The sequence below is a fragment of the Sphingomonas sp. BLCC-B65 genome, assembly GCF_028550675.1.
In the GTDB taxonomy this organism is placed as follows: Bacteria; Actinomycetota; Actinomycetes; order Actinomycetales; family Microbacteriaceae; genus Microbacterium.
In genome coordinates this window covers 323006-348074 of record NZ_JAQQGL010000001.1, presented here as the reverse complement: position 1 = coordinate 348074, position 25069 = coordinate 323006, and the positions used below count along the sequence as shown (strand labels likewise).

The window sequence follows — 25069 nt, the reverse complement described above, 5'->3', positions numbered from 1 at the left end:
GGTGCCGCACGGGTCGGGTAGAGTGGAGTCGAACCACAGCAACCTTTAACACCGTCCAGAGAGGCGGAGAAGGGAGCGGCGGATGAGCACCGGTAACACGCGTACCGTGATGCAGACAGCCGACATCGCCCGCGCACTGACTCGGATCTCCCACGAGATCCTGGAGTCCAACAAGGGGGCCGATGATCTCGTCCTCCTCGGCATCCCGACTCGGGGGGTGACCCTCGCCGGACGAATCGGTGCCCTCCTCGGCGACATCTCGGGTATCTCCGTGCCGGTCGGCGCCCTGGACGTGACGATGTACCGGGACGACTTGCACCGCAATCCCACGCGGACTCCGCGTCCGACGCAGATCCCGGCCGGGGGCGTGGACGGCAAGACCGTCGTCCTGGTCGACGATGTGCTCTTCTCGGGGCGCAGCATCAGGGCCGCCCTCGACGCACTCGGCGACATCGGACGCCCGGCCGCCGTGCGGCTCGCGATCCTCGTCGACCGCGGGCACCGCGAACTGCCGATCCGGCCCGACTTCGTCGGCAAGAACCTCCCGAGCGCCCGCAGCGAGCGCGTCAACGTGCACCTGGCCGACGTCGACGGCATCGAAGAGGTGACGATCGCGTCATGAGGCACCTGCTCGACACCCGCACCCTCGCTCGCGAGGACGCCCTGCGCATCCTGGACGTCGCCGAAGACATGCGCGACACCCAGTCGCGCGAGATCAAGAAGCTGCCCACGCTGCGCGGCAAGACGATCGTCAACCTCTTCTTCGAAGACTCCACTCGCACCCGCATATCCTTCGAGGCAGCGGCCAAGCGCCTGTCGGCCGACGTGATCAACTTCTCCGCCAAGGGCTCCAGCGTGAGCAAGGGCGAGTCGCTGCAGGACACCGCCCAGACGCTGCAGGCGATGGGCGCGGATGCCGTGGTCATCCGTCACGGCGCCTCCGGTGCTCCGCAGACGCTCGCGACCAGCGGCTGGATCACCGCCGGCGTCGTCAACGCCGGAGACGGCACCCACGAGCACCCGACACAGGCGCTCCTGGACGCGTTCACCATCCGCAAGCGCCGCTTCGGCGACGACAGCCGAGGCCGCGACCTTGCCGGTGTGCACGTGGCCATCGTGGGGGACATCCTGCACTCGCGCGTCGCCCGCTCCAACGTGTGGCTGCTGCACACGCTCGGGGCCCAGGTCACCCTCGTGGCGCCCCCGACGCTGGTTCCACAGGACGTGTCGCGATGGCCGGCTCGCGTCGTCTACGACCTCGACGAGGCACTGGCGGCACGCCCCGACGCGGTCATGATGCTGCGAATCCAGCTGGAACGCATGAGCGCGGCGTATTTCCCGACTGAACGGGAGTATTCCCGTCGATGGGGACTGGACGCGAGGCGTCTGGCCACTCTGGCGGACGGTAGCATTGTGATGCACCCGGGCCCCATGAACCGGGGCTTGGAGATCTCCGCCGACGCCGCCGATTCCCCACGATCGACCGTGCTCGAGCAGGTCGCGAACGGCGTGTCGGTGCGGATGGCGGTGCTGTACCTGGTGCTGGCCGGAGAACGTTCCGGCGAGCGCGACACGAACGCAGAGGAGCACACCCCGTGACGGTTCGACACCCCTCGGCGCGCCCGACGATCATCCGCGGGGCCCGTGTGGGCGACGGGGCGGCGACGGATCTCCTTCTCGAAGACGGCCTGATCAGTGAGGTCGGCAGCGGCTTGAGCCGCGCCGGCGCCGACATCGTGGATGCCGACGGCCTGATCGCCCTGCCGGGCCTGGTCGATCTGCACGTGCATCTGCGCGAGCCCGGCTACGAGGCGTCGGAGACGGTGCTCACCGGCTCGCGCGCCGCGGCCGCCGGTGGCTTCACGACCGTCTTCGCCATGCCGAACACCTCGCCCGTCGCCGACACCGCGGGCGTCGTCGAGCAGGAGCTCGCCCTCGGCGAAGCGGCCGGCTACGTGCACGTGCAGCCGATCGGCGCCGTGACCGTCGGCCAGAAGGGCGAGCGGCTTGCGGAGCTCGGTGCGATGGCGTCCTCGCGGGCCCGCGTGCGCGTCTTCAGCGACGACGGCTTCTGCGTCTTCGACCCGCTCATCATGCGTCGCGCACTCGAATACGTGAAGGCATTCGACGGCGTCGTCGCCCAGCACGCGCAGGACCCCCGCTTGACCGAGGGCGCCCAGATGAACGAGGGCGCCGTGTCGGCCGAGCTCGGCCTGACCGGATGGCCGGCGGTCGCCGAGGAGTCGATCATCGCCCGTGACGTCCTTCTCGCCGAGCACGTCGGCTCGCGTCTGCACGTGTGCCACCTCTCGACGGCCGGTTCGGTCGACATCATCCGCTGGGCCAAGAAGCGCGGGGTGAACGTGACCGCCGAAGTCACCCCCCACCACCTGCTGCTGACCGAGGAGCTCGTGCGCGGCTATGACGCCCGCTACAAGGTCAATCCGCCGCTGCGCCGCGACGAGGACGTGCAAGCGGTGCGCGAAGGCCTCGCGGACGGCACGATCGACATCGTCGCGACCGACCACGCGCCGCATCCGGCGGAGGCGAAGTCGTGCGAGTGGCAGGCGGCGGCCAACGGCATGGTCGGGCTGGAATCCGCCCTGCGCGTCATGCACCAGGCGATGGTGCAGACGGGGATGCTGTCCTGGGACGACGTGGCCCGCGTGATGTCGGCCGCCCCAGCGCGCATCGGACGGCTCGAGGATGCCGGCACGCCGCTGGCCGTCGGCGCCCCGGCATCCCTCACGCTGTACGACCCCGCCCCGGTGCGAACGTTCGGCCGCGACGACCTGAGGGGACGGAGCATCAACTCGCCCTACCTCGGACGGGAGCTTCCCGGCGAGGTGCGGTGGACGTTCTTCCGCGGAGCCGCGACGGTCACCGACGGCGTCGTGGCCCCGACCATGGGGGAGGAGCGCGCATGAACCGCGAAGGTGCCCTTCTCGTCATGATCGCCGTCGCGGTCGCCCTCCTGGCGCTCGGGGCATTCGCGTGGCGACGACGATCGCGGCGGGATGCCGGGATCGTCGCGCCCTTCGGCGAGGCGCCGGAAGCCGCCGCCGTCCAGACAGCGACGAGCGGGTTCTACGTCGCCACCACGCGGCACGGCGAGGCGCTGGAGCGCCTCGCGATCCGCGGACTGGGCTTCCGCTCGCGCGTCGACGTCACGGTCACCGACCGCGGCGTGGCGCTCGACCTCGTCGGTCAGCCGCGGATGTTCGTCGCCACCGCGAGCATCGACTCGGTCGGCCTGGCCACCACGGCCATCGACCGCGTCGTCGAGCCGGGCGGCCTCGTCCGCCTCTCGTGGCGCGCCGAGCGCACCGACGGAACGTCCGAAACGGTCGACAGCTACCTCCGCCCGCAGGACCAGTCCGCTCAGGCACTGGCCGCTGCGATCACCGCCATCCTGCCGCCCTCCACCGCGACAGATCAGATCTCCACACCTTCGACGGGAAACGCCGCATGACCTTCTTGCTCGACCCCGCCGTCCTCGTCCTCGAAGACGGTTCACGCCACCCCGGACGCGCGTACGGCGCGCGGGGCACCACTCTCGGCGAGGTGGTCTTCTCCACCGGGATGACCGGATACCAGGAGACCCTCACCGACCCCTCCTACGCGGGACAGATCGTCCTGCAGACCGCGCCGCACATCGGCAACACCGGCATGAACGGCGAAGACCCCGAGTCGCGCCGCATCTGGGTCGCCGGCTACATCGTGCGCGACCCCTCGCGTGTCGTGTCCAACTGGCGCGCCGACGAGTCGCTCGACGACGCGCTCGTGCGCGACGGCATCGTCGGCATCGCCGGCGTCGACACCCGCGCGGTCACGCGCGTACTGCGGTCGTCGGGTTCCATGCGCGGCGGCGTGTTCTCCGGAGAGGCCGCGACGCTCGACCCCGAGGAGCAGCTGCGCATCGTGCGGGAGGCACCGCAGATGGCGGGACAGAACCTGTCGGCTGAGGTGTCGGTCCGCGAGGTCGAGGTCACGCCCGCAGCAGAGAGCGTCGAACGCCTCGGCGCGCTCGCGGTCCTCGATCTCGGTGTCAAGCGCGCGACCGTGCTGAACCTCGCGGCCCGCGGGTTCGATGTGCACGTGCTGCCGCAGTCGGTCACGATCGACGAGATCCGCGCGATCGATCCGGTGGCGGTGTTCTACTCGAACGGTCCGGGTGACCCGGCGGCATCCGACGACCACGTCGCGCTGCTGCGCAACGTGCTCGACGACGGCCTGCCCTTCTTCGGCATCTGCTTCGGCAACCAGCTGCTCGGGCGCGCGCTCGGCTTCGGCACCTACAAGCTGCCGTTCGGACACCGCGGCATCAACCAACCGGTGCTCGACAAGCAGACCGGCCGGGTGGAGATCACCGCCCACAACCACGGCTTCGCCGTCGATGCGCCGCTGGAGGGCGAGACCCTCAGCCCGAACGGCTACGGCCGCGTCGAGGTGAGCCACGTCGGGCTCAACGACAACGTCGTGGAGGGGCTGCGCGCACTGGACATCCCGGCGTTCAGCGTGCAGTACCACCCCGAGGCCGCCGGCGGCCCGCACGACGCCAACTACCTCTTCGACCGCTTCGCCGACATGGTGCGGTCGCACCGCGCCGCGGCGTCCAGCCATGTCCCACTTTCTGCTGCCTCCGCAGGCTCCGGAGAGCACCAATCGGGACATCAAGGGACAGAAGTGGGACACGCACAGCAAGAAGTGGGACACGAAGGAGAGGGCAAGAACTGATGCCCAAGCGCGACGACATCAAGAGCGTCCTCGTCATCGGCTCCGGCCCGATCGTGATCGGCCAAGCCTGTGAATTCGACTACTCGGGAACCCAGGCCTGCCGCGTGCTGCGCGAGGAGGGCGTGCGCGTCATCCTCGTGAACTCGAACCCGGCCACGATCATGACCGATCCCGACTTCGCGGACGCGACCTACATCGAACCCATCACGCCCGCCGTGATCGAAACGATCATCCAGAAGGAGAAGCCGGACGCGATCCTGCCGACCCTCGGCGGACAGACGGCCCTCAACGCGGCGATGGCCCTTCACGAGCAGGGGATCCTCGAAAAGTACGACGTCGAGCTCATCGGCGCCAAAGTCGACGCCATCCGCAAGGGTGAGGACCGTCAGATCTTCAAGCAGCTCGTGCTGGATGCCGGTGCCGATGTCGCCCGCAGCGTCATCTGTCACACGATGGACGACCTGCTCGCCGGCGCCGCGGAGCTCGGCTACCCCCTCGTCGTGCGGCCCTCGTTCACGATGGGCGGCCTCGGCTCGGGCTTCGCCTACGACGAGCAGGACCTCCGCCGCATCGGCGGTGCGGGCCTGCGCGACTCGCCGACCACCGAGGTGCTGCTGGAGGAGTCGATCCTCGGGTGGAAGGAGTACGAGCTCGAACTCATGCGCGACATGGCCGACAACACGGTCGTCGTGTGCTCCATCGAGAACGTCGACCCCGTCGGCGTGCACACCGGCGACTCCATCACGGTGGCGCCCGCACTGACCCTCACCGACCGCGAGTACCAGAAGCTGCGCGACATCGGCATCGACATCATCCGCGCCGTGGGCGTGGACACCGGTGGCTGCAACATCCAGTTCGCCGTCGACCCGGCATCCGGTCGCATCATCGTCATCGAGATGAACCCGCGCGTCTCGCGCTCGTCGGCCCTCGCCTCCAAGGCGACCGGTTTCCCGATCGCCAAGCTCGCGGCCAAGCTCGCCATCGGCTACCGCCTCGACGAGGTGCCCAACGACATCACGAGGGCGACGCCGGCCAGCTTCGAGCCGACGCTCGACTACGTCGTCGTCAAGGTGCCGCGCTTCAACTTCGAGAAGTTCCCCAACGCCGACGCGACCCTCACGACCACCATGAAGTCGGTCGGCGAGGCCATGGCGATCGGGCGCAACTACACGACCGCGCTGCAGAAGGCGCTGCGCTCGCTCGAGAAGCGCGGATCGAGCTTCCACTGGGGCGAGGAGGCGCGATCGGTGGAGGAGCTTCTCGAGATCGCGAAGACGCCCACCGACGGCCGCATCGTCACGCTGCAGCAGGCGATGCGCAAGGGCGCGAGCGTCGAGCAGGCGTTCGAGGCCACGAAGATCGACCCGTGGTTCCTCGACCAGATGGCGCTCATCAACGAGGTCGCCGCGTTCGTGCAGGCGGCGCCCGAGCTCGATGCCGCGACGCTTCGCCTCGCGAAGGAGCACGGCTTCAGTGATGCCCAGCTCGCGCAGCTGCGCGGTGTCAGTGAGGCCGAGATCCGCGGCGTGCGTTACGGCCTCGGCATCCGTCCGGTCTACAAGACGGTCGACACCTGCGCGGGGGAGTTCCCGGCGCTCACGCCGTACCACTACTCCAGCTACGACCACGAGACCGAGGTCACGCCCAGCGAGCGCACGAAGGTCGTCATCATCGGATCGGGCCCGAACCGCATCGGCCAGGGCGTCGAGTTCGACTACTCGTGCGTGCACGCCTCGTTCGCCCTGTCGGATGCCGGGTACGAGACGATCATGGTCAACTGCAATCCCGAGACCGTCTCGACCGACTACGACACGAGCGACCGGCTCTACTTCGAACCGCTGACGCTCGAGGACGTGCTCGAGGTGCTGCACGCCGAGGCCCAGTCCGGAACGATCCTGGGCGTCGTGTGCCAGCTCGGCGGCCAGACACCGCTGGGACTGGCGAAGGGCATCGAGGAGGCCGGGTACACGATCCTCGGCACCTCGCCGGCCGCGATCGACATCGCGGAGGAGCGGGAGCTGTTCTCCCAGCTGCTCGACCGCGCCGGTCTGGTCGCCCCGCGCCACGACACCGCGATCGACGAGGCCGGCGCCGTCGCGATCGCCGAGGAGATCGGCTACCCCGTGCTCGTGCGCCCCAGCTTCGTGCTCGGCGGTCGCGGCATGGAGATCGTCTACGACACCGAGAGCCTGCGCGACTACTTCGTCCGCACCGCCGGTGAGGTCGTCATCGAGGAGGGCAAACCGCTGCTGGTCGACCGCTTCCTCGACGACGCGATCGAGCTCGATGTCGATGCGCTCTACGACGGACACGAGCTCTACATCGGTGGCGTCATGGAGCATCTCGAGGAAGCCGGCATCCACTCCGGCGACTCGTCGTGCACCCTGCCGCCCATCTCGCTCGGCCGCACCGAGATCGACCGCGTCCGTGCGGCGACCCATGCGATCGCCGAAGGTGTCGGTGTCCGCGGACTGCTGAACGTGCAGTTCGCCGTCTCCGCCGGTGTCCTGTACGTCATCGAGGCGAACCCGCGGGCCTCGCGCACCGTGCCGTTCGTCTCCAAGGCGCTCGGCATTCCGCTCGCCAAGGCCGCCTCCCGCATCATGGCCGGCGCCACCGTGGCCGAGTTGAAGGCCGAAGGACTGCTTCCCCTCGAGGACGGCTCGCGGGTTCCGCTGGATGCGCCGGTCGCCGTCAAGGAGGCCGTGCTGCCGTTCAAGCGCTTCCGGACCGCCGACGGCCACACGGTCGACTCGGTCCTGGGCCCGGAGATGCGCTCCACCGGGGAGGTCATGGGCATCGACCGCGACTTCCCGACCGCGTTCGCGAAGAGTCAGGCCGCGGCCTACGGCGGCATGCCAACGGCGGGAACCGTCTTCCTCTCGGTCGCCGACGACGACAAGCGCGCCGTCATCCTGCCGGCGCACCGCCTGCAGGAGCTCGGCTTCCGCCTCATCGCGACCGAGGGCACCGCCGAGATCCTGGCTCGCAACGGCATCCGCGTCGGCGTGGTGGGCAAGTACTCCGAAACGCAGGAGTCGGGTGAACGCAACGTCGTCGATCTCATCAACGCCGGAGAGATCGACATCGTCGTGAACACGCCCTCCGGAGGCATCGCCCGCGCCGACGGATATGAGATCCGGGCAGCGGCGGTGGCGGCGGACAAAGCCCTGTTCACCACGATGGCCGTCCTCGGCGCCGCCGTCAGCGCGCTGCCGGTGCTGCGTGAGGGCTTCGCGGTGCGCAGCCTCCAGGAATACGCCCGCGACCGGTCCGACGCCCTGGCCGCCGCCGAGCAGCGGGCGGCCGTGTGAGCTCGTCCGGTTCGCGACGTCCGTTCGGTTCTCGACTTCGGGAAGCCGTCGCCGCGCGCGGACGCCTGTGTGTCGGCATCGACCCCCACGAAGCGCTCCTGCGCGAGTGGGGACTCGGTGTCGACGCCGCCGGCGTCCGCGAGTTCGGACTGCGGACGGTGGATGCCGCGGCATCCACCGTCGCCGTCGTCAAGCCTCAGGTCTCGTTCTTCGAACGGTTCGGATCGGCCGGCTACGCCGCCCTCGAGGAGGTAATGGCGGCGGCCCGCGCCGCGGGTCTGCTCGTGATCGCCGACGCCAAGCGGGGCGACATCGGCACGACCATGGACGCCTACGCGGCCGCCTGGCTCACACCGGGTTCGGCGCTCGAGGCCGATGCGCTCACCGTCAGCCCGTACCTGGGGGTGGGTGCGCTGTCCACCACGTTCTCGTACGCGCTCGCGCACCAGAAGGGGGTGTTCGTGCTCGCCGCCACCAGCAATCCCGAGGCCTCGGCACTGCAGAGCGCCCTTCGTGGCACGCAGACCGTGGCCGCCACCGTGGCCGCCGAGGTCGTCGCCGCCGATGCGACCGGCGCCGGCGAGTGGGCATCGCTCGGTCTCGTCGTCGGCGCGACGGTGGATCTTGCCGCGCGCGGGCTCGGCGCGTTCGAGCGGCCGGTGCCGGTCCTCGCGCCGGGGTTCGGCGCGCAGGGCGCCGAGCCGGCCGACCTCCCGACCATCTTCGGCGATCTCGCCGAAGCGGTCATCGCGAGCGAGAGCCGCAGCATCCTCTCGGCCGGTCCGAAGGACCTCGCCGCACGCATCGCCGAGCGTGCAGACCTGTACCGTGGAGGATCCCATGGCTGATTCCCGCACTCCTCCCGAGGTCGACCGCGTCGCGGCATCCCGTCGCGCGGTCGCCGCCCGACGCGAGCGCGCCGCACTCAAGCACGATGTGGCGATGCGGGTCATCACGCCGCAGGAGCTGCTGCAGCGCGCGCTCGACGCTCCTGACGCACCCGCGGGCGCGATGCGGATCACGGAGTTCCTGACGGCGCTGCCGGCGATCGGCGAGGGCAAGCGCGACCGTGTGCTGGCCGAGCTGGAGATCGCGCCCGTCAAGCGGCTCGGGGGACTCGGCACGCGCCAGCGCGCAGCGCTCACGGCGTGGCTCGACGGCCGGTTCCCTTCCCTCCAGCCCCGCAGCGGCCGCAGCCGGCTCATCGTGCTGGCCGGCCCGACCGCCGTGGGCAAGGGCACCGTCGCCGCCTACATCAAGGACCATCACCCCGAGATCCTGCTGTCGGTGTCGGCGACCACGCGCGCACCGCGCCCGGGAGAGGTCGACGGCGAGCACTACTTCTTCGTGGACGATGACGGTTTCGACGCCCTCATCGCCGACGACGCCCTCCTCGAGCACGCGACGGTCCACAACGCGTTCCGTTACGGCACGCCGCGCGCGCCCATCGAGAAGGCGCTGGCGGAGGGGCGCACGGTGCTCCTGGAGATCGACCTGCAGGGTGCCCGCCAGGTGCGCGCTGCCGCTCCCGATGCCACCCTCGTGTTCCTGACGCCGCCGAGCTGGGACGAGCTGGTCAACCGTCTCGTCGGGCGCGGCACGGAAGGTCCGGAGGAGCGCGCGCGCCGCCTGAAGACGGCGAAGGTCGAGCTGGCCGCGCAAGGCGAGTTCGATTACCGCGTCGTCAACGACGACGTCGCCCGCGCCGCCGCCGAGATCGCCGCCCTCGCCCGCTGAGTCGGCGGGTTCATCCGTCCGCAGCCGCCGCCTCGACCACCCCGAAGCGGCGTGTCGGGACGGATGAACGGCATTCAGCAACGGCGAACATCGATGAGCTCGGCGCGGACGCGGCGCTGATAGAATGAACGGATGCCGCGGCATCCTGCGGCCACGAGTTCTCCCGCGTGGGCGTTCCCCGCGAGTTTTCCCCACCGCCATTCGATCCTGGAGGTTCATCATGGCCGGACGTGACAAGGGCATCATCGACCCGCCCATCGACGCGCTGCTCGACAAGGTCGACTCGAAGTACCAGCTGGTGATCTACGCGTCCAAGCGCGCACGCCAGATCAACGACTACTACTCCGACCTGCACGAGGGCAACCTCTTCGACAACGTCGGCCCGCTCGTCGATTCGAGCGTGGAGGACAAGCCCCTCACGATCGCGCTGCACGAGATCCACGAGGACAAGCTGCGCCTGCGCGCGGCGGAGTGATCCCCGCCTGACATCATGACGCCGTATGGCGTCGGCATGCCCGTGATCCTGACCGCGACGACGTCGTGTCGGAGATCACGGGCATGATTGTCGAGTACCCCATGTGTCTGGAGCCCCGATGAGCGCGTTGCGTCTGTTCACGTCCGAGTCCGTCACCGAGGGCCACCCGGACAAGATCTGCGACCAGATCTCCGACTCCGTCCTCGACGCCCTGCTGACGGTCGATCCCGGCAGTCGCGTCGCGGTGGAGACCCTCGTCACCACCGGCCTCGTCCATGTCGCAGGTGAGGTCCGCACCGACGGCTACGTCGACATCCCCGGCATCGTTCGCCGTGTCGTGAACCGCATCGGCTATACCTCCAGCGAGACCGGGTTCGACGGCGACTCGTGCGGCGTCACGGTCTCGATCGGTGAGCAGTCGGGAGACATCGCCGCCGGTGTCGACAACGCGATCGAGCACCGGGAGGGTGGCTCGGTCGACCCGATCGACGCGCTCGGCGCGGGAGACCAGGGCATCATGTTCGGCTACGCGACGAACGAGACGCCGCAGCTCATGCCGATGGCGATCTGGACGGCCCACCGTCTCGCCGAGCGGCTCACCGACGCCCGACGCTCCGGCGCGCTGGGGTTCCTCCGCCCCGACGGCAAGACCCAGGTCACGCTCGGCTACGACGGTCACGTGCCCCGCACCGTCGACACGGTCGTCCTCTCGACGCAGCACAACCCCGACATCTCTCTGGCCGCCCTGCGGGCCGCCGTTCAGGCCGAGGTCATCGACCCGATCCTGGCGACGACGGGCCTCGATGTCTCGAACGTGCGCTACGTCATCAACCCCGCGGGCCCGTTCGTGACGGGCGGGCCGAAGGGCGATGCCGGACTGACGGGACGCAAGATCATCATCGACACCTACGGCGGAGCCTCCCGACACGGCGGTGGCGCCTTCAGCGGAAAGGATCCCTCCAAGGTCGACCGCTCCGCCGCCTATGCCATGCGCTGGGTGGCGAAGAACGCGGTCGCCGCCGGCCTCGCCGACCGCCTCGAGGTTCAGGTCGCCTACGCGATCGGGCGCGCGGAACCGGTGGGTCTGTACGTCGAGACCTTCGGCACGGCGCACGTCTCCGACGAGAAGATCACGTCTGCCATCCGCGACGTCTTCGATCTGCGCCCGCAGGCGATCATCGACGACCTCGACCTGCTCCGGCCGATCTACGCCCAGACCGCCGCGTACGGCCATTTCGGCCGCGAACTGCCCGAGTTCACGTGGGAGCGCACCGACCGCGTCGAGGAGCTGCGCGCCGCCTCCGGCCTCTGAGCCGCGTCCGTGATCGTCGTCGCGCGCGTCCTCATCGACTCGCCCCTGCCGCAGCTGGACCGCCTCTTCGACTACGAGGTGCCGCCGGCGCTCGTGGCCGAGGCGGTGCCGGGCGTGCGTGTGCGCGTACCGCTGCGCACCGCCGGCCGCGTCGTGGACGGCTACCTCGTCGACGTGGTCACGGCGGAGGCGCCCGAGAGGCCGCTCTCGGAGATCGACGCGATCGTCTCTCCGGTTCCCGTCCTCACGCCCGAGCTGTATGCGCTCGCACGGCGCGCCGCCGACCGCGCGGCCGGTTCGGCCAGCGACATCCTGCGCCTCGTCATCCCCAAGCGGATGGTCCGAGCCGAGAAGGTGTGGCTGGCAGCGCACGCACCGGCATCCGCCGACGAGATCGCCCCCTCAGCGCCCCCGGTGTCGGGGGATGCCGAGGACTGGGCCGACACCGTGCTGGCGCCCTACCCGGGGTTGGCCAACGCGGTCGCGGCGGGGGAGCGGCTGGCGGTCGATGCTCCACCGCACCCCAGCGCATCACTGACCGTCGGAGCCTGGGCGGAACTGCTCGCCGCCATCGCCGTCCGCCAGCTGGCGGCCGGTCGCAGCACGGTGATCGTGGTGCCCGACCACCGCGACGAGGAGCAGGTGCTCGCCGTGCTGGGCGTGTGGCTGTCCGACGATGCGGTGGTCCGCGACGATGCCCGCCGGTCAGGCCCGGAACGATATGCCGGGTATCTGCGTCTGCGCTCGTCCCGGGCGTGCATCGTCGTCGGCAACCGGTCGACCGTGTACGCACCGGCGCACGACACCGCCTGCGTGATCGTCTGGGACGACGGCGACCCGCTGCTCGCCGAGCCGCTCAGCCCCGGCGTCCACGCCCGCGACGCCGCCCTGATCCGTCAGGAGCTGGAAGGCTCGTCGCTGGTGTTCGCGGGACACACCCGCACGACCGACGTCGAGCGACTGGTGCAGCTGGGGTGGGTGCGGCAACTGGCGGCGGCACGGCGCACGAGTCCGACGGTGGTGCTCTCGGCGACACGGGAGGGCGAGTCGCACGGAGCCCGCGTGCCCTCGAGCGCCTTCGCCGCCGCTCGAGACGGGCTGCGCGACGGACCCGTGCTCGTGCAGGTGGCGCGGCCCGGGTACGCCCCGGTGCTCGTGTGCGCCGAGTGTCGCACGCCCGCGCGCTGCCGCCACTGCACGGGCCCGCTGCGCGCCCGCCGCCCCGGAGCGACACCGGACTGCGGGTGGTGCGGCAGATCGGACCCCACGTGGACATGCGTGCAGTGCGGCGCGGCGAAGCTCCGGATGGCATCGTCGGGCAGCGAACGGACCGCCGACGAGCTCGGTCGAGCCTTCCCGAACACGCGGGTCATCGTCGCCGACGGTGCGCATCCCGTCACCGAGGTGGACGCGAGACCCGCCCTGATCATCGCGACGCGCGGCGCCGAACCGCATGCTCGCGGCGGCTACCGGGCCGTCATCCTGCTCGACGGCGATCGCATGCTGCTCGCCGAGCAGTTGCGCATCGGTGAGTCGGCCCTGCGCTGGTGGTCGAACGCGGCGGCCCTCGCGGCACCGGGCGCACCCGTGCACCTGGTCGGCGTCGCGGGTCCCGTCGCACGCGCGCTCGCGACCTGGACGCAGGCCGCGTACGCCCGTGTCGAGCTGGCCGACCGTGGACCTCTCGCGATGCCGCCGGTGGTGCGTGTCGCCGCCGTCGAGGGCACACCCGCCGCCGTCGAGGCCGCCCTGAAGGAGCTGCGGGTCGCGGTGCCCGCCCTGGGCGCGACCGCCGGTGCCGTCCTCGGCCCGGTGCCGCTTCCGGACGATCTGGTGCGCGCCCTGGTCCGTTTCGATTACGCGCACGGCAGGAACGTCGCCGACAGCCTCCGTGCCTCTGTCGTCGCCGAGGCCCTTCGCGGCCGACGGGCTGCTCGACGCAGCCCGGGCCGGAGCGGCTCGGGCAATCGCACTACACTGCGGGTGCGGCTCGACGTCCCCGAACTGGATCTCTGACCTCGCCCCGCCGCCATCGCCTTCGTCATCCGAGGAACCCCATGCGCATCGTCTTCGCCGGCACGCCGGCGCCCGCCGTCCCGTCCCTGCGGGCGATCGCGGCATCCGCTCACGAGCTCGTCGGCGTCGTGACCCGATCCGACGCCGCTCTCGGCCGCAAGCGCGTGCTGACGCCGTCTCCGGTCGCCGAGGCCGCCGACACCCTCGGCGTTCCGGTCATCAAGGCCGATCGTCTGGATGCCGAGGCCACCGCAGCGATCGACGTACTCGCTCCGGATCTCGGCGTCATCGTCGCCTACGGCGGCCTCGTAGGCGAACCCCTGCTGTCGCTGCCGCGACACGGCTGGATCAACCTGCACTTCTCGTTGTTGCCGCGCTGGCGCGGCGCCGCCCCCGTGCAGCACGCGCTGATCGCCGGCGAGCGCACCACGGGCGCGAGCGTCTTCCAGCTGGTCGCCGCGCTCGACGCCGGAGACGTGTTCGGCGACGTTCGTTACGACGTGCCGCGCGGCGCGACGGCGGGCGACGTTCTCGCGGATCTCGCGGATGTCGGCGCCGAGCTGCTGGTGCGCGTGACCGACGAGATCGCGGCGGGGACGGCCCGGGCGGTGCCGCAGGTCGGCACGCCCACGCTCGCCCCGAAGCTGTCGATCGCCGACGGGGCGCTCGACCTCACCGAGAACGCAGAGATCGTGCTCGACCGCTTCCGCGGGACCACTCCCGAGCCCGGAGCTCACGTGGGCTTCGCCGGCGGCCGCCTCAAGATCCTCGCCGCCCATCGCGGGCCCGACACCGACCTGCCGCCGGGGACGCTGAGCCTCTCGGGACGCGACGTGCTGCTGACCGCGGGGGAGGGCACGACCGTCGTGCTGAAGACCGTGCAGCCGTCCGGCAAGGGGGCGATGGCAGCGGGCGACTGGTGGCGCGGGCTGCGCATCGACGATCCCCGTGTCGATCTGCCCAGCGAGCGGGCGATGTCATGAGCGCGTCACCGCGCTGGGTCGCGTACGACGTGCTGCGGGCGGTGGACGAGACCGACGCCTACGCCAACCTGCTGCTGCCGCGAGCGCTCGCGCGGGCGGGACTGACCGGGACGGATGCCGGCTTGGCGACCGAGCTGACCTACGGGACCCTTCGCCGGCTCGGCACGTATGACGCGATCATCGCGGATGCCGCGCGGCGCCCCGTCGCCGACATCGATCCCGCCGTGCGCGACGCCTTGCGCCTGGGCGTCCATCAGCTCGTCGCGATGCGAACACCCGCGCACGCCGCTGTCAACGAAACCGTCCGGCAGGTCCGCAAGGCCGCCGGCGCACCGGCAGCTGGCTTCGCCAACGCCGTGCTGCGCCGCGTCAGTGAGCGGACGCCGCAGGAGTGGGACGAGCATCTCGCCGCCGCCGCGCGCTCCGACGACGAGCGACTCGCCGTTCGCTACGCCCACCCCGTCTGGGTGATCCGCGCGTTCCGCCGGGCGCTGGCCGCCGAGGGGCGGGGGGACGAGCTGGAAGCGCTGCTCGCGGCCGACAACGCCGCGCCCGTCGTCACGCTCGCCGCACTGCCGGGCCTCGCCGATCGCCCCGCCGACGCGACGCCGACGCCCTACTCGCCGCTCGGCTTCTTCTCCGGCGGCGGCGACCCGGGTGCCCTCGTCGCGGCATCCGGAGGCCGCGTCCGCGTGCAGGACGAGGGCTCGCAGCTGGCGGCACTCTCGCTCGCGCGCGTGCAGCCGGTCACCGCCGGCGAGCGCTGGCTGGATCTGTGCGCCGCCCCGGGTGGCAAGACGGCGGTCCTCGCCGCCGAAGCTCTCGCCCACGGCGCCACGTTGGAGGCCAACGAGCTCTCCCCGGCGCGGGCGGGCCTGGTGCGCGACTCGGTCGCCGCGGTCCCGCTGCCGGTGCCCGTCTCGGAGGAGGACGGCCGCACGCGCGCCGCACACGGGCGCTACGACCGCATCCTGGTCGACGCGCCGTGCACCGGTCTCGGAGCCCTCCGACGCCGCCCCGAAGCCCGCTGGCGCAAGAAGCCCGCCGATGTGCCACAGCTGGCCTCGCTGCAGTCAGAGCTTCTGTCGGCCGCGCTCGCGGCGTTGCGTCCCGGCGGCGTCGTCGCGTATGTCACCTGCTCGCCGCACCTGGCCGAGACGGCGGCGATCGTCGCCGATGCCCTGCGCACGCACGGCGATGGCGTCGAGGAGCTCGACGCGCGCGCGACCGTGGCTGCGATCTCCGAGCACCCGATCGACCTCGCCGCCCCGGCGGACGGATCGGGCCGCGCCCAGCTGTGGCCGCACCGCCACGGCACAGACGCCATGTCGATCTCGCTGCTGCGCCGCCGCTGAGCCCCGCCCCGGTGCTCAGTCCCAGCGCACGACGGGCGGCGTCACCGTGAGATCGACCAGTGCAGACCCCAGCGACGGCAGGAACAGGAACGAGCAGCCGGTGCGGCGCTGGCCGTTGACGTCGCAGTCCGCGGTGACCTCGACGCCGCCCAGATACGGCGTACGCACCTGACCCGGATCGCCGTACATCGCCTCGGGCTTCAGGTTCGCGAGCTTCGCCTGCGTCTCGGCGCGGAGGCTGCGGGTGATGGTCCCGTCGATGATCTTCGTGCCGTCGCTCAGGTTCTCCGGAATGTCGATGCCGCATCCCGCGGTGAGGTTCTTCGACGCGATGCACGTATCGACCGCGCTGCGGACGGCGGTCTGGAACAGGCTCGTCCCGGCGTCGCTGAGCTCGACGGTGGTGTCGAACCGCAGCGAGAAGTCGTTCGGGTCGGCCGCGATGAGGGTCGTCGTTCCCGACAGTGTGTAGTTGGGGTTGTCGATCTCGACCGTGACGGTTCCCGGGAACACGGTGATCGAGTCGCTGTCGACCGGCACGCCGTTGACCGTCGCGTTGAGGCCGCGGAAGCTGCCGCCCAGGTAGATGTCGACCGTGCCGTGCGCCAGCTTCCACGTGCCGTCATCCTCGTAGTCGACGACGTCGAACTGGCCGCTCGCCGGCTTTCCGCCGATCGTGTAGTCGACGCGCACGGGGATCGAGTATCCCTTGTCGCCGCCCTTCGGCACCGACACGACGACGTTCTCGATCGCACCCTTCGCGGATGCGGCGGCGAGCGCGTCATCCGACAGGAGCGTGCCCTGACGCGGCTTCGAGTCGAGCATCGCGAGCGCCGCCTCGCTGTCGCCGGCGGCGAGCGCATTCAGGTAATCGGACACGACCCTCTCGGGGCCGGTGCTGGCCGTCGTCGCCGCGCGCACCGCGAACGCCACGCCCAGAGCGATGGCCAGCAGCACCACCATTCCGCCGGCGATGATGCCGATCAGCGCCCCGGTGGGAAGCTTCTTTCGCGGCGGTACCGGCGCCTGTCCGTCTGCGGGAAGCGGCTGCGGGGCGGGCTGCGGGACCGGAGCGCCGTACGGTACCGGGCCGCCGGCCTGCTGCGGAGGTGTGAACGCCGCGACGTACGGCCCTGCCGCCGCGTGCTCCGTGGGTGCCGGCGTGACGACGGTGGCCTCGGCAGCCGCCTCCGTCGCGCGCGGCACCCACTGGGCCGCCGCGGCATCCCACCGCAATGCGCCCGCGACCCATTCGCCACGCTGGGCGTCCCAGATCGGCGCCTGACCGTCACCGTTCCCGCTCATCGTCCGCCCTTTCGTCGGTCACCCCGCCGCGCACCCCTCGGCGCGAACCACCCCCGTGGTTCTCCAGAGACCCTACTGACGGCGGGCCGAACACGCGGGCAGGGTGTGGATAATGGGGCCGTGGCACGAATCAACCCCAGCATCCTGGCCGCCGACTTCGTCAACATGCAGGCGGAGTTGGCGCGCATCGCGACCGCCGACTTCGTGCATGTGGACGTCATGGACAATCACTTCGTGCCGAACCTGACGTTCGGTCCGCAGATGGTCGAGCGCATCCAGGCGACGAGCCCCGTGCCGCTGGACGTCCACCTCATGATCTCGGATGCCGACCGGTGGGCGCCCGGGTACGCCGAGCTTGGCGCGGCATCCGTCACCTTCCATCTCGAAGCGGCGACCGACCCGGTGACTCTGGCCCGCAGGATCCGCGCGATCGGGTCGCGAGCCGGCGTCGCCGTCAAACCCGCGACACCGGTGGAAGGCCTGTACGACGTGCTCGACGAGTTCGACCAGATCCTCGTGATGACCGTCGAGCCGGGCTTCGGCGGCCAGTCCTTCATGGCCGATCAGATGCCCAAGCTCGCCCGTCTGCATGAGGAGGCCCGCCGGCGCGGTTCGCAGGTGTGGTTGCAGGTCGACGGCGGCATCTCCGAGTCGACGATCGCCCAGGCTGCCGAGGCCGGCGCCGATACCTTCGTCGCAGGATCCGCGGTCTTCGGCGCCGACGAGCCCGACCGGGCCATCGCCGCGCTGCGGAGCCTCGCCACCGAGCATCACCGCCACTGAGCGCCGCCGCCCGCGGCTGGCGGCGCGCGGGCGCGCCGAGGACCGGTAGCCTGAGAGGGTGAAGACGTTCGACGCCCTGTTCGCGGAGCTGACGACGACCGCCGAGACCCGTCCCGAAGGCTCCGGCACGGTCGCGCAGCTCGATCGCGGCGTGCACGCCATCGGCAAGAAGATCGTCGAAGAGGCCGCGGAAGTCTGGATGGCCGCGGAGTACCAGTCCGACGACGAGACCGCCGAAGAGATCTCGCAGCTGCTGTACCACCTTCAGGTGCTGATGCTCGCCAAGGGCCTCACGCTGCAGGACGTCTACCGACATCTCTGAGCGCGCTCCCGCCCCCGCTCCTCCCGACACCGAAAGCTCTTCACCCATGCTGCGCATCGCTGTGCCGAACAAGGGGTCGCTCGCCGACACCGCCGCCGAGATGCTCGCGGAAGCCGGATACACCGGACGCCGCGACCCCAAGGACCTCCACGTCATCGACCCCGTCAACGAGGTCGAGTTCTTCTACCTGCGCCCGAAGGACATCGCGACCTACGTCGGTTCCGGCGCACTGGACGTCGGCATCACCGGCCGCGACCTGCTGCTGGACGCACGGATGCCGGGTGCCCGCGAGATCGAGAAGCTGGGCTTCGGCGGCTCGACCTTCCGCTTCGCCGGCCCTCCCGGGCGCTTCACGCAGGTGAGCGACCTCGAGGGGCTGCGGGTCGCGACGGCGTACCCGGGGCTGGTCGACGGCTTCCTCGACGAGCAGGGAGTCGCGGTCGACCTGGTGCCGTTGGACGGCGCGGTCGAGTCGGCGGTGCAGCTGGGCGTCGCCGATGCCGTCGCCGACGTGGTCTCGACGGGAACGACGCTGCGCCAAGCCGGGTTGGAGATCTTCGGCCCCGTGCTGCTGGAGTCGGAGGCCGTGCTGATCGGAGCCCCGTCCGAGGCCGAGGGCACCGAGACGCTCCTGCGGCGCCTGCGGGGCGTGATGGTGGCCCGACGCTACGTCCTGATCGACTACGACCTCCCGGCGTCGCTGGTCGACGAGGCGGTCGCGATCGCTCCCGGTATCGAGTCGCCCACGATTTCGCCGCTTCGCGATCCCGAATGGGTCGCCGTGCGGGTGATGAGCCCCCGCAAGACGGTCAACCAGGTGATGGACGCGCTGTACGCGATCGGCGCGCGCGCGATCCTGGTGACCGCGATCCACAACGCGAGGCTCTGACATGTCGCTCGCACGACGGGTCATCCCCTGTCTGGACGTGGCCGCCGGCCGCGTCGTCAAGGGCGTGAACTTCGAGAACCTGCGCGACATGGGCGATCCGGTCGAGCTGGCCGCCCTGTACTTCGCTCAGGGTGCCGACGAGCTGACCTTCCTCGACGTCACCGCGACGGTGGACGACCGATCGACGACCTACGACGTCGTGCGCCGCACCGCCGAGGAGGTCTTCATCCCCTTGACCGTCGGCGGCGGCGTGCGCAGCGCCGACGACGTGGCCCGCCTGCTCGCGGTCGGCGCCGACAAGGTCGGCGTCAACTCCGCCGCCATCGCACGCCCCGAGCTGCTCGGCGAGATCGCCAATCGCTTCGGTGCGCAGGTGCTGGTGCTGTCGCTCGACGTGAAACGCGCGCCCGGCACCCGCTCCGGTTTCGTCGTCACGACCCACGGCGGTCGGACCGCGACCAGCCTCGACGCGCTCGAGTGGGCACGAGAGGCGATCGACCGGGGAGCGGGGGAGCTGCTGGTCAACTCGATCGACGCCGACGGCACCAAGGACGGGTTCGACCTCGAGCTCGTCGGCCTCATGCGCGAGCTGTCCTCCGTGCCCGTCATCGCCTCCGGCGGTGCCGGGACTGTCGATCACTTCGCCCCGGCCGTGCACGCGGGCGCCGACGCGGTCCTCGCGGCATCCGTCTTCCACTCCGGGCAGCTGACCATCGGCGACGTCAAGGACGCGCTGACGGCGGACGGGATCGAGGTGCGCCGATGAGCGCCGTCGACGACGCTCGCATCGACCGCGTCCGCTTCAACGCGGACGGGCTCGTCCCAGCGATCATCCAGCAGCACGACACGGGCGACGTGCTCATGCTGGGCTGGATGGACGCCGAAGCCCTCCGCCGCACGCTCACCGAGGGACGGGTGACGTTCTGGTCGCGCTCCCGCCAGGAGTACTGGCGTAAGGGCGACACGTCGGGTCACGCGCAGTACGTGCGCGGCGCCCGGCTGGACTGCGACGGCGACACCCTGCTGATCGCCGTCGAGCAGATCGGTGCCGCCTGCCACACCGGCGATCACACCTGCTTCGACGCCGACGACCTCTCTCCCGTCGTCGCCTTCGCACCGCTCGATCACAGCGGTGACCCGTCGTGACGGCACGCGCACGCAGTTACGCGGTCCTCTCGATCATCGCCGGCGGCGCCCTCGCGATCATCTCGTCGACCCAGACGTGGCTGGACGTCGCCTTGGATGCCGGGGCCACTGCATCCCTCACCGTCGCCGGCGCGAAGGCGTTCACCCTGCTCGCTCCGCTCAGCCTGGCGGCGCTCGCGCTGGGCCTCGCCCTCACGGTGGTCGGACGCGTGCTGCGTTACGCGTTCGGGGCGGTTGCGGTCATCATCGGCGGCACGCTGCTGATCGGTGCGGGACGCATCGCGATCGAACACCCCGTGGATGCCGTCTCGGCCGCGGTGACGACGGCCACCGGCCTGTCGGGAACGGACGCGATCGACGGGCTGGTCGCCTCGATCACGTCGACGCCCTGGCCGTGGCTCACGGTGGTCGCGGGCGCACTGGTCGCCGTGGGCGGCGTCCTGACGCTCGCCACGTCGCACCGCTGGCGCGGCAGTGGACGCCGGTATCGCACCGACAACCCGAGCCCGTCGGCGGCGGGATCGGCCACGGGTGCGGCCGCGTCGCGCCCGCACGACGCGATCGAATCCTGGGACGACCTGTCGCACGGCGACGATCCCACCGCCCGCTAGACTGGCGGGGAACCCCCGAATGAGACCGAGGAGCACCATGAGCAACAGCATCGACGACCCCGGCCACGGACACTCGCCCGCCGCCTGGACGGCTGTGGTCATCATGCTGCTGGCCGTCACGCTCGGCACGGTCTTCTACTGGTTCGACATGCCGGCGCTCGTCTGGGCCTCCGCCGGGCTGCTCGTCGTGGGCGCGCTCGTCGGCTGGGGCATGGCGAAGGCCGGCTACGGCGCCAAGGGTCCGAAGTACGCCCCGAAGCAGCACTGACATGCTCGATGGCCTGACGGCCGGCGCGGTGGAGGATGCCCGGTCGCGGGAGGACGCACGTCCGCTCCGCGACGTCGAGCGCGACGCTCTCGCGCAGGCGCCCGCTCTCGATGCCCGCGCCGCTCTCGCACCCGCCGAGCGCGTGAAGATCATCGCGGAGGTCAAACGCGCCAGTCCGTCACGCGGCGACCTCGCGGCCATTCCCGACCCGGCCCTGCAGGCGTCGCTGTACGAGAAAGGCGGCGCCTCGGCGATCTCGGTGCTCACCGAACAGCGGAAGTTCAAGGGTTCCCTTGCCGACCTCGAGGCCGTCAAGCAGCGAGTCGCGCTGCCGGTGCTGCGCAAAGACTTCATCGCGACGCCCTACCAGGTTCTGGAGGCGCGGGCTTCCGGGGCCGACCTGGTGCTGCTGATCGTCGCCGCGCTCGAACAGCCCCTGCTGCGGCAGCTGCACGACCTGGTCCTGCAGCTGGGCATGACGCCTCTCGTCGAGACGCACTCACGCGAGGAGCTGGACCGCGCCGGCGACCTCGGCGCCACGCTCATCGGCGTCAACGCCCGCAACCTCTCCACGTTCGAGCTGGACCGCGACCTGTTCGGCTCGCTCGCGGAGCATTTCCCCGCGGACGCGATCAAGATCGCCGAGTCGGCGGTGCTTGCGCCCGCCGACGTCGCGAACTATCGGGCCGACGGCGCCGATGTCGTGCTCGTCGGCGAAGCGCTCGTCACCAACGACCCCGTGACCACCCTGCACGCATTCCTGGAGGCCGGATCATGAGCCTGCGCGACCAGCACGGACCCTTCTTCGGCGACTTCGGGGGGCGGTACATGCCCGAGTCGCTCATCGCCGCCATCGACGAGCTGACGGCGGAGTACGAGGCGGCCAAGGCCGACCCTGCCTTCGCCGCCGAATTCGAAAGCCTGCTGCACTCCTATGCGGGCCGGCCGTCGGCTCTCACCGAAGTGCCCCGCTTCGCCGAGCATGCCGGAGGCGCGCGCATCTTCTTGAAGCGCGAGGATCTGAACCACACCGGCTCGCACAAGATCAACAACGTCATCGGTCAGGCGCTGCTGACGAAGCGACTCGGCAAGAAGCGCGTGATCGCCGAGACCGGCGCCGGTCAGCACGGCGTCGCAACCGCGACCGCAGCGGCCCTGTTCGGTTTCGAATGCACCGTCTACATGGGCGAGGTGGACACCCAGCGCCAAGCGCTCAACGTCGCCCGCATGCGGCTGCTGGGCGCGGAGGTCGTGCCCGTGACGACGGGATCGCGCACCCTGAAGGACGCGATCAACGAGGCGTACCGCGACTGGGTGGCGTCCGTCGAGACGACGAACTACATCTTCGGCACCGCCGCAGGCCCGCACCCCTTCCCGGCGATGGTGCGCGACTTCCAGAAGATCATCTCCGAGGAAGCCCGCGCGCAGCTGCTCGCCGACACGGGACGCCTGCCCGACGCGGTCGTCGCCTGCGTCGGCGGCGGCTCGAACGCGATCGGCATGTTCGACGCGTTCCTCGACGACGAGACGGTCAAGCTCTACGGCGTCGAGGCGGCCGGCGACGGGGTCGACACGCCCAAGCACGCGGCGTCCATCGAGCGCGGGCGCCCCGGCATCCTCCACGGGGCCAAGACGTTCGTCCTGCAGGACGAGGACGGCCAGACCGTCGAGTCCCACTCGATCTCCGCCGGACTGGACTATCCCGGTGTCGGTCCCGAGCACGCCTGGCTCGCCGACATCGGCCGCGCCCAGTACATTCCGGCGACGGATGCCGAGGCGATGGACGCGCTGCGCCTGTTGTCGCAGACGGAGGGCATCATCCCGGCAATCGAGTCCGCACACGCGCTGGCCGGCGCCCTGCGGTTGGGCCGCGAGCTCGGACCCGACGCCCTCATCGCCGTCAGCCTGTCGGGACGCGGCGACAAGGACATGGACACGGCTGCGCGCTGGTTCGGTCTCTACGACGAGGGGGCAACGGCATGACCTCTCGCGTGGCCGCCGCGATCGATGCGGCGAAGGCGGAGGGGCGCGGCGCGTTCGTCGGCTACCTGCCGCTCGGCTATCCCGACCTGCAGACGAGCATCGATGCGGCCGTGGCGCTGGCGGAGAACGGCGCCGACATCCTCGAGCTCGGCCCGCCCTACTCGGACCCCGTCATGGACGGCCTCGTGATCCAGGAGGCCACGCAGGCCGCGCTCGCGGCAGGTTTCCGGCTTCGCGACACCTTCACCGCCGTGCGCGCGATCGCCGACCGGGTGGATGTTCCCATCCTCGTGATGACGTACTGGAACCCCGTGCTGCAGTACGGCGTGGACCGGTTCGCCGACGACCTCGTCGCCGCGGGCGGGGCGGGACTGATCACTCCCGACATCACACCCGACGCCGCCCCCGACTGGATCGCCGCCTCCGAGCGCACCGGGCTCGATCGGGTCTTCCTGGCGGCGCCGACCTCTACCGACGAGCGTCTGCGGATGATAGCCGCGGCGTCGACCGGCTTCGTCTACACGGTGTCGACGATGGGTATCACGGGCGAACGCGCGGAGCTGGATGCCGCGGCGCGCACGCTCGTGGCGCGGCTGCGCACCTTCGGTGTCGACCACGCCTGCGTCGGCATCGGCATCTCGACGCCCGAGCAGGTCAGCGGCGTCCTGGAGTACGCGGACGGCGCGATCGTGGGAACGGCCCTCGTCCGGGCGCTGCGCGACGGGGGCGTGGAGGCCCTCGCCGCAGAGACCCGCGCCCTGACGGCGGGCGCCGGGCGCTGACGCCTCCGCGGCGACACGTGACGGCACCGGCGGCGAAGTAGACTGCCCCTCGTGCTTTCCTCCGCCTCCGTCGTCGCCAGCATCCCGAGCCCGCCGATCAGTTCCTTCCAGGTCGGCCCGCTGACGATCCACTTCTACGCCCTGTGCATCCTCGCGGGCATCGTCGTCGCGGCTTTCATGACCAACCACCGTCTCACCAAGCGTGGCGCGGAATCGTGGGTCGTCATCGACATCTGCCTGCTCGCCGTGCCCCTGGCGATCATCGGCGCACGCGCCTTCCACGTCGTGACCCACTGGGGGTTCTACTTCGAGCAGGGACGCGAGTGGTGGAACCCGTTCGTGCGCGATGCGATCTGGAACGTGTGGGACGGCGGCATCGCGATCTTCGGCGCGCTCATCGGCGGCGCGATCGGCGCGTGGCTCGGCTGCAAGTGGACCGGCATCCGGTTCTGGACCTTCGCCGATGCGCTCGCTCCGGGCCTGCTGCTCGCGCAGGCGCTGGGCCGCTTCGGAAACTGGTTCAACCAGGAGCTGTACGGGCTTCCCACCGATCTGCCCTGGGGCCTGCAGATCGACTACCCGAACCCGGCCTGGCCGGTCGGCCTCCCCGCTGGAACGCTCTTCCACCCCACTTTCCTTTACGAGGTGATCTGGAACACGATGGGCGTGATCGTGCTGCTGTGGGCCGGTCACCGCTTCCGCCTGCAGTGGGGTCGCCTCTTCGCGGTCTACCTCGTCTGGTACAGCGCCGGTCGCATCGTGTGGGAGAGCATCCGCATCGACCCGAGCGAAGTGTTCTTCGGTTTGCGCACCAACGTCTGGGCGGCGATCTTCGGCGTGCTGGTGGGAATCGTCATCTTCGCCGTGCAGACCCGCCGCCACCCGGGCTTCGAGCCGTCGCCGTACATGCGCGGTCGTGAGCGGGGCGGGGCTGTACAATCGCAGAACACCGATGAATTCGTGGACGTCAGCGCACCCCCGACAGCCGAATCCATCGCGGACGCAGCCACAAGCACTGTCACGTCGAAGTAGCACCGCGCCGATGCGCACG

Annotated in this window: 25 protein-coding genes; 24 read left to right on the top strand and 1 reads right to left on the bottom strand. The window is 70.7% G+C overall.

Translation table 11 applies throughout. The annotated features are described in order from the left end of the window. Window positions 1-82 precede the first annotated feature (82 nt). From pyrR to PP359_RS01655, 13 genes are all read left to right on the top strand, one after another. Window positions 83-622, top strand: coding sequence for a bifunctional pyr operon transcriptional regulator/uracil phosphoribosyltransferase PyrR (gene pyrR, locus PP359_RS01715; protein WP_294943561.1), 540 nt, complete (start codon window positions 83-85; stop codon window positions 620-622). Beyond that, window positions 619-1599, top strand: coding sequence for an aspartate carbamoyltransferase catalytic subunit (locus PP359_RS01710; RefSeq protein WP_294943559.1), 981 nt, complete (start codon window positions 619-621; stop codon window positions 1597-1599). The genes pyrR and PP359_RS01710 overlap by 4 nt, the downstream gene beginning before the upstream one ends. Beyond that, on the top strand, window positions 1596-2927 hold the full coding sequence (locus PP359_RS01705) for a dihydroorotase (RefSeq protein ID WP_499249780.1): 1332 nt from the start codon (window positions 1596-1598) through the stop codon (window positions 2925-2927). The genes PP359_RS01710 and PP359_RS01705 overlap by 4 nt, the downstream gene beginning before the upstream one ends. Continuing rightward, window positions 2924-3472, top strand: a complete 549-nt coding sequence (locus tag PP359_RS01700; protein WP_112931563.1) for a PH-like domain-containing protein — start codon at window positions 2924-2926, stop codon at window positions 3470-3472. The genes PP359_RS01705 and PP359_RS01700 overlap by 4 nt, the downstream gene beginning before the upstream one ends. Then, on the top strand, window positions 3469-4737 hold the full coding sequence (carA, locus tag PP359_RS01695) for a glutamine-hydrolyzing carbamoyl-phosphate synthase small subunit (protein ID WP_499249779.1): 1269 nt from the start codon (window positions 3469-3471) through the stop codon (window positions 4735-4737). The genes PP359_RS01700 and carA overlap by 4 nt, the downstream gene beginning before the upstream one ends. Beyond that, window positions 4737-8051 carry a carbamoyl-phosphate synthase large subunit gene (gene carB, locus PP359_RS01690; RefSeq protein ID WP_499249778.1) on the top strand — a complete coding sequence of 1105 codons (3315 nt, stop codon included), beginning with the start codon at window positions 4737-4739 and terminating at the stop codon, window positions 8049-8051. The genes carA and carB overlap by 1 nt, the downstream gene beginning before the upstream one ends. Beyond that, complete coding sequence (gene pyrF, locus PP359_RS01685; RefSeq protein ID WP_036317913.1) at window positions 8048-8899, top strand: orotidine-5'-phosphate decarboxylase; 852 nt, start codon at window positions 8048-8050, stop codon at window positions 8897-8899. Before carB ends, pyrF begins: the two co-directional genes overlap by 4 nt. Then, window positions 8892-9788 carry a guanylate kinase gene (gmk, locus tag PP359_RS01680; protein WP_499249777.1) on the top strand — a complete coding sequence of 299 codons (897 nt, stop codon included), beginning with the start codon at window positions 8892-8894 and terminating at the stop codon, window positions 9786-9788. The genes pyrF and gmk overlap by 8 nt, the downstream gene beginning before the upstream one ends. A 220-nt stretch (window positions 9789-10008) precedes the next feature. Beyond that, window positions 10009-10263 (top strand): DNA-directed RNA polymerase subunit omega, encoded by a 255-nt coding sequence (gene rpoZ / locus PP359_RS01675; RefSeq protein ID WP_005055218.1) that lies wholly within the window; start codon window positions 10009-10011, stop codon window positions 10261-10263. 118 nt (window positions 10264-10381) lie between these two features. After that, entirely contained in the window at window positions 10382-11575 is a 1194-nt protein-coding gene (gene metK, locus PP359_RS01670) for a methionine adenosyltransferase (RefSeq protein WP_039416011.1), read from the top strand. Between the two features lie 9 nt (window positions 11576-11584). Next, window positions 11585-13591, top strand: a complete 2007-nt coding sequence (locus PP359_RS01665) for a primosomal protein N' family DNA-binding protein (protein WP_499249776.1) — start codon at window positions 11585-11587, stop codon at window positions 13589-13591. A 41-nt stretch (window positions 13592-13632) separates the two neighbouring features. Further along, entirely contained in the window at window positions 13633-14574 is a 942-nt protein-coding gene (gene fmt, locus PP359_RS01660; RefSeq protein ID WP_499249775.1) for a methionyl-tRNA formyltransferase, read from the top strand. Beyond that, a complete protein-coding gene (locus PP359_RS01655) occupies window positions 14571-15929 on the top strand; it encodes an RsmB/NOP family class I SAM-dependent RNA methyltransferase (protein ID WP_499249774.1) in 1359 nt (452 codons plus the stop codon). The genes fmt and PP359_RS01655 overlap by 4 nt, the downstream gene beginning before the upstream one ends. 15 nt (window positions 15930-15944) lie before the next feature. Here PP359_RS01655 and PP359_RS01650 read toward each other — a convergent pair whose 3' ends face one another. Next, complete coding sequence (locus tag PP359_RS01650; protein WP_499249773.1) at window positions 15945-17234, bottom strand: hypothetical protein; 1290 nt, start codon at window positions 17232-17234, stop codon at window positions 15945-15947. Window positions 17235-17354: 120 nt separating this feature from the next. On the opposite strand from PP359_RS01650, the gene rpe reads away from it, so the two are divergent. Genes rpe through lgt form a run of 11 tightly spaced genes read left to right on the top strand, consistent with a single transcriptional unit; the run spans window position 17355 to window position 25050 of the window. Continuing rightward, the gene (rpe, locus tag PP359_RS01645) at window positions 17355-18017 is read left to right on the top strand and encodes a ribulose-phosphate 3-epimerase (RefSeq protein WP_269429768.1); all 663 of its coding nucleotides are present in this window, start codon (window positions 17355-17357) and stop codon (window positions 18015-18017) included. A gap of 58 nt (window positions 18018-18075) precedes the next feature. Continuing rightward, on the top strand, window positions 18076-18339 hold the full coding sequence (locus tag PP359_RS01640) for a phosphoribosyl-ATP diphosphatase (RefSeq protein WP_005055234.1): 264 nt from the start codon (window positions 18076-18078) through the stop codon (window positions 18337-18339). A 46-nt stretch (window positions 18340-18385) separates the two neighbouring features. Continuing rightward, window positions 18386-19228 (top strand): ATP phosphoribosyltransferase, encoded by an 843-nt coding sequence (gene hisG / locus PP359_RS01635; RefSeq protein WP_036314931.1) that lies wholly within the window; start codon window positions 18386-18388, stop codon window positions 19226-19228. 1 nt (window position 19229) lies between these two features. Then, entirely contained in the window at window positions 19230-19994 is a 765-nt protein-coding gene (hisF, locus tag PP359_RS01630; RefSeq protein WP_499249772.1) for an imidazole glycerol phosphate synthase subunit HisF, read from the top strand. Further along, entirely contained in the window at window positions 19991-20374 is a 384-nt protein-coding gene (gene hisI / locus PP359_RS01625; protein WP_036314925.1) for a phosphoribosyl-AMP cyclohydrolase, read from the top strand. The genes hisF and hisI overlap by 4 nt, the downstream gene beginning before the upstream one ends. Beyond that, window positions 20371-20985, top strand: coding sequence for a Trp biosynthesis-associated membrane protein (locus PP359_RS01620; RefSeq protein WP_499249771.1), 615 nt, complete (start codon window positions 20371-20373; stop codon window positions 20983-20985). The genes hisI and PP359_RS01620 overlap by 4 nt, the downstream gene beginning before the upstream one ends. A gap of 37 nt (window positions 20986-21022) precedes the next feature. Next, on the top strand, window positions 21023-21253 hold the full coding sequence (locus PP359_RS01615; RefSeq protein WP_036289479.1) for a DUF6704 family protein: 231 nt from the start codon (window positions 21023-21025) through the stop codon (window positions 21251-21253). A 1-nt stretch (window position 21254) separates the two neighbouring features. Then, window positions 21255-22031 (top strand): indole-3-glycerol phosphate synthase TrpC, encoded by a 777-nt coding sequence (gene trpC / locus PP359_RS01610; RefSeq protein WP_499249770.1) that lies wholly within the window; start codon window positions 21255-21257, stop codon window positions 22029-22031. Then, window positions 22028-23236, top strand: a complete 1209-nt coding sequence (gene trpB, locus PP359_RS01605; RefSeq protein WP_499249769.1) for a tryptophan synthase subunit beta — start codon at window positions 22028-22030, stop codon at window positions 23234-23236. The genes trpC and trpB overlap by 4 nt, the downstream gene beginning before the upstream one ends. After that, a complete protein-coding gene (gene trpA / locus PP359_RS01600; protein WP_036314909.1) occupies window positions 23233-24018 on the top strand; it encodes a tryptophan synthase subunit alpha in 786 nt (261 codons plus the stop codon). The genes trpB and trpA overlap by 4 nt, the downstream gene beginning before the upstream one ends. A 51-nt stretch (window positions 24019-24069) precedes the next feature. After that, window positions 24070-25050 carry a prolipoprotein diacylglyceryl transferase gene (lgt, locus tag PP359_RS01595; protein ID WP_294978491.1) on the top strand — a complete coding sequence of 327 codons (981 nt, stop codon included), beginning with the start codon at window positions 24070-24072 and terminating at the stop codon, window positions 25048-25050. Window positions 25051-25069: the final 19 nt, after the last annotated feature.

Excerpts from the sequence above, each read along its gene's own strand:
- trpC (WP_499249770.1), top strand. The coding sequence starts at position 21,255 with ATGCTCGATGGCCTGACGGCCGGCGCGGTGGAGGATGCCCGGTCGCGG.
- pyrR (WP_294943561.1), top strand. The coding sequence starts at position 83 with ATGAGCACCGGTAACACGCGTACCGTGATGCAGACAGCCGACATCGCC.
- hisF (WP_499249772.1), top strand. The coding sequence starts at position 19,230 with ATGTCGCTCGCACGACGGGTCATCCCCTGTCTGGACGTGGCCGCCGGC.
- gmk (WP_499249777.1), top strand. The coding sequence starts at position 8,892 with ATGGCTGATTCCCGCACTCCTCCCGAGGTCGACCGCGTCGCGGCATCC.
- carA (WP_499249779.1), top strand. The coding sequence starts at position 3,469 with ATGACCTTCTTGCTCGACCCCGCCGTCCTCGTCCTCGAAGACGGTTCA.
- trpB (WP_499249769.1), top strand. The coding sequence starts at position 22,028 with ATGAGCCTGCGCGACCAGCACGGACCCTTCTTCGGCGACTTCGGGGGG.
- PP359_RS01650 (WP_499249773.1), bottom strand. The coding sequence starts at position 17,234 with ATGAGCGGGAACGGTGACGGTCAGGCGCCGATCTGGGACGCCCAGCGT.
- metK (WP_039416011.1), top strand. The coding sequence starts at position 10,382 with ATGAGCGCGTTGCGTCTGTTCACGTCCGAGTCCGTCACCGAGGGCCAC.
- PP359_RS01700 (WP_112931563.1), top strand. The coding sequence starts at position 2,924 with ATGAACCGCGAAGGTGCCCTTCTCGTCATGATCGCCGTCGCGGTCGCC.
- hisG (WP_036314931.1), top strand. The coding sequence starts at position 18,386 with ATGCTGCGCATCGCTGTGCCGAACAAGGGGTCGCTCGCCGACACCGCC.
- carB (WP_499249778.1), top strand. The coding sequence starts at position 4,737 with ATGCCCAAGCGCGACGACATCAAGAGCGTCCTCGTCATCGGCTCCGGC.
- hisI (WP_036314925.1), top strand. The coding sequence starts at position 19,991 with ATGAGCGCCGTCGACGACGCTCGCATCGACCGCGTCCGCTTCAACGCG.
- PP359_RS01710 (WP_294943559.1), top strand. The coding sequence starts at position 619 with ATGAGGCACCTGCTCGACACCCGCACCCTCGCTCGCGAGGACGCCCTG.
- PP359_RS01615 (WP_036289479.1), top strand. The coding sequence starts at position 21,023 with ATGAGCAACAGCATCGACGACCCCGGCCACGGACACTCGCCCGCCGCC.
- trpA (WP_036314909.1), top strand. The coding sequence starts at position 23,233 with ATGACCTCTCGCGTGGCCGCCGCGATCGATGCGGCGAAGGCGGAGGGG.
- fmt (WP_499249775.1), top strand. The coding sequence starts at position 13,633 with ATGCGCATCGTCTTCGCCGGCACGCCGGCGCCCGCCGTCCCGTCCCTG.
- PP359_RS01655 (WP_499249774.1), top strand. The coding sequence starts at position 14,571 with ATGAGCGCGTCACCGCGCTGGGTCGCGTACGACGTGCTGCGGGCGGTG.
- rpoZ (WP_005055218.1), top strand. The coding sequence starts at position 10,009 with ATGGCCGGACGTGACAAGGGCATCATCGACCCGCCCATCGACGCGCTG.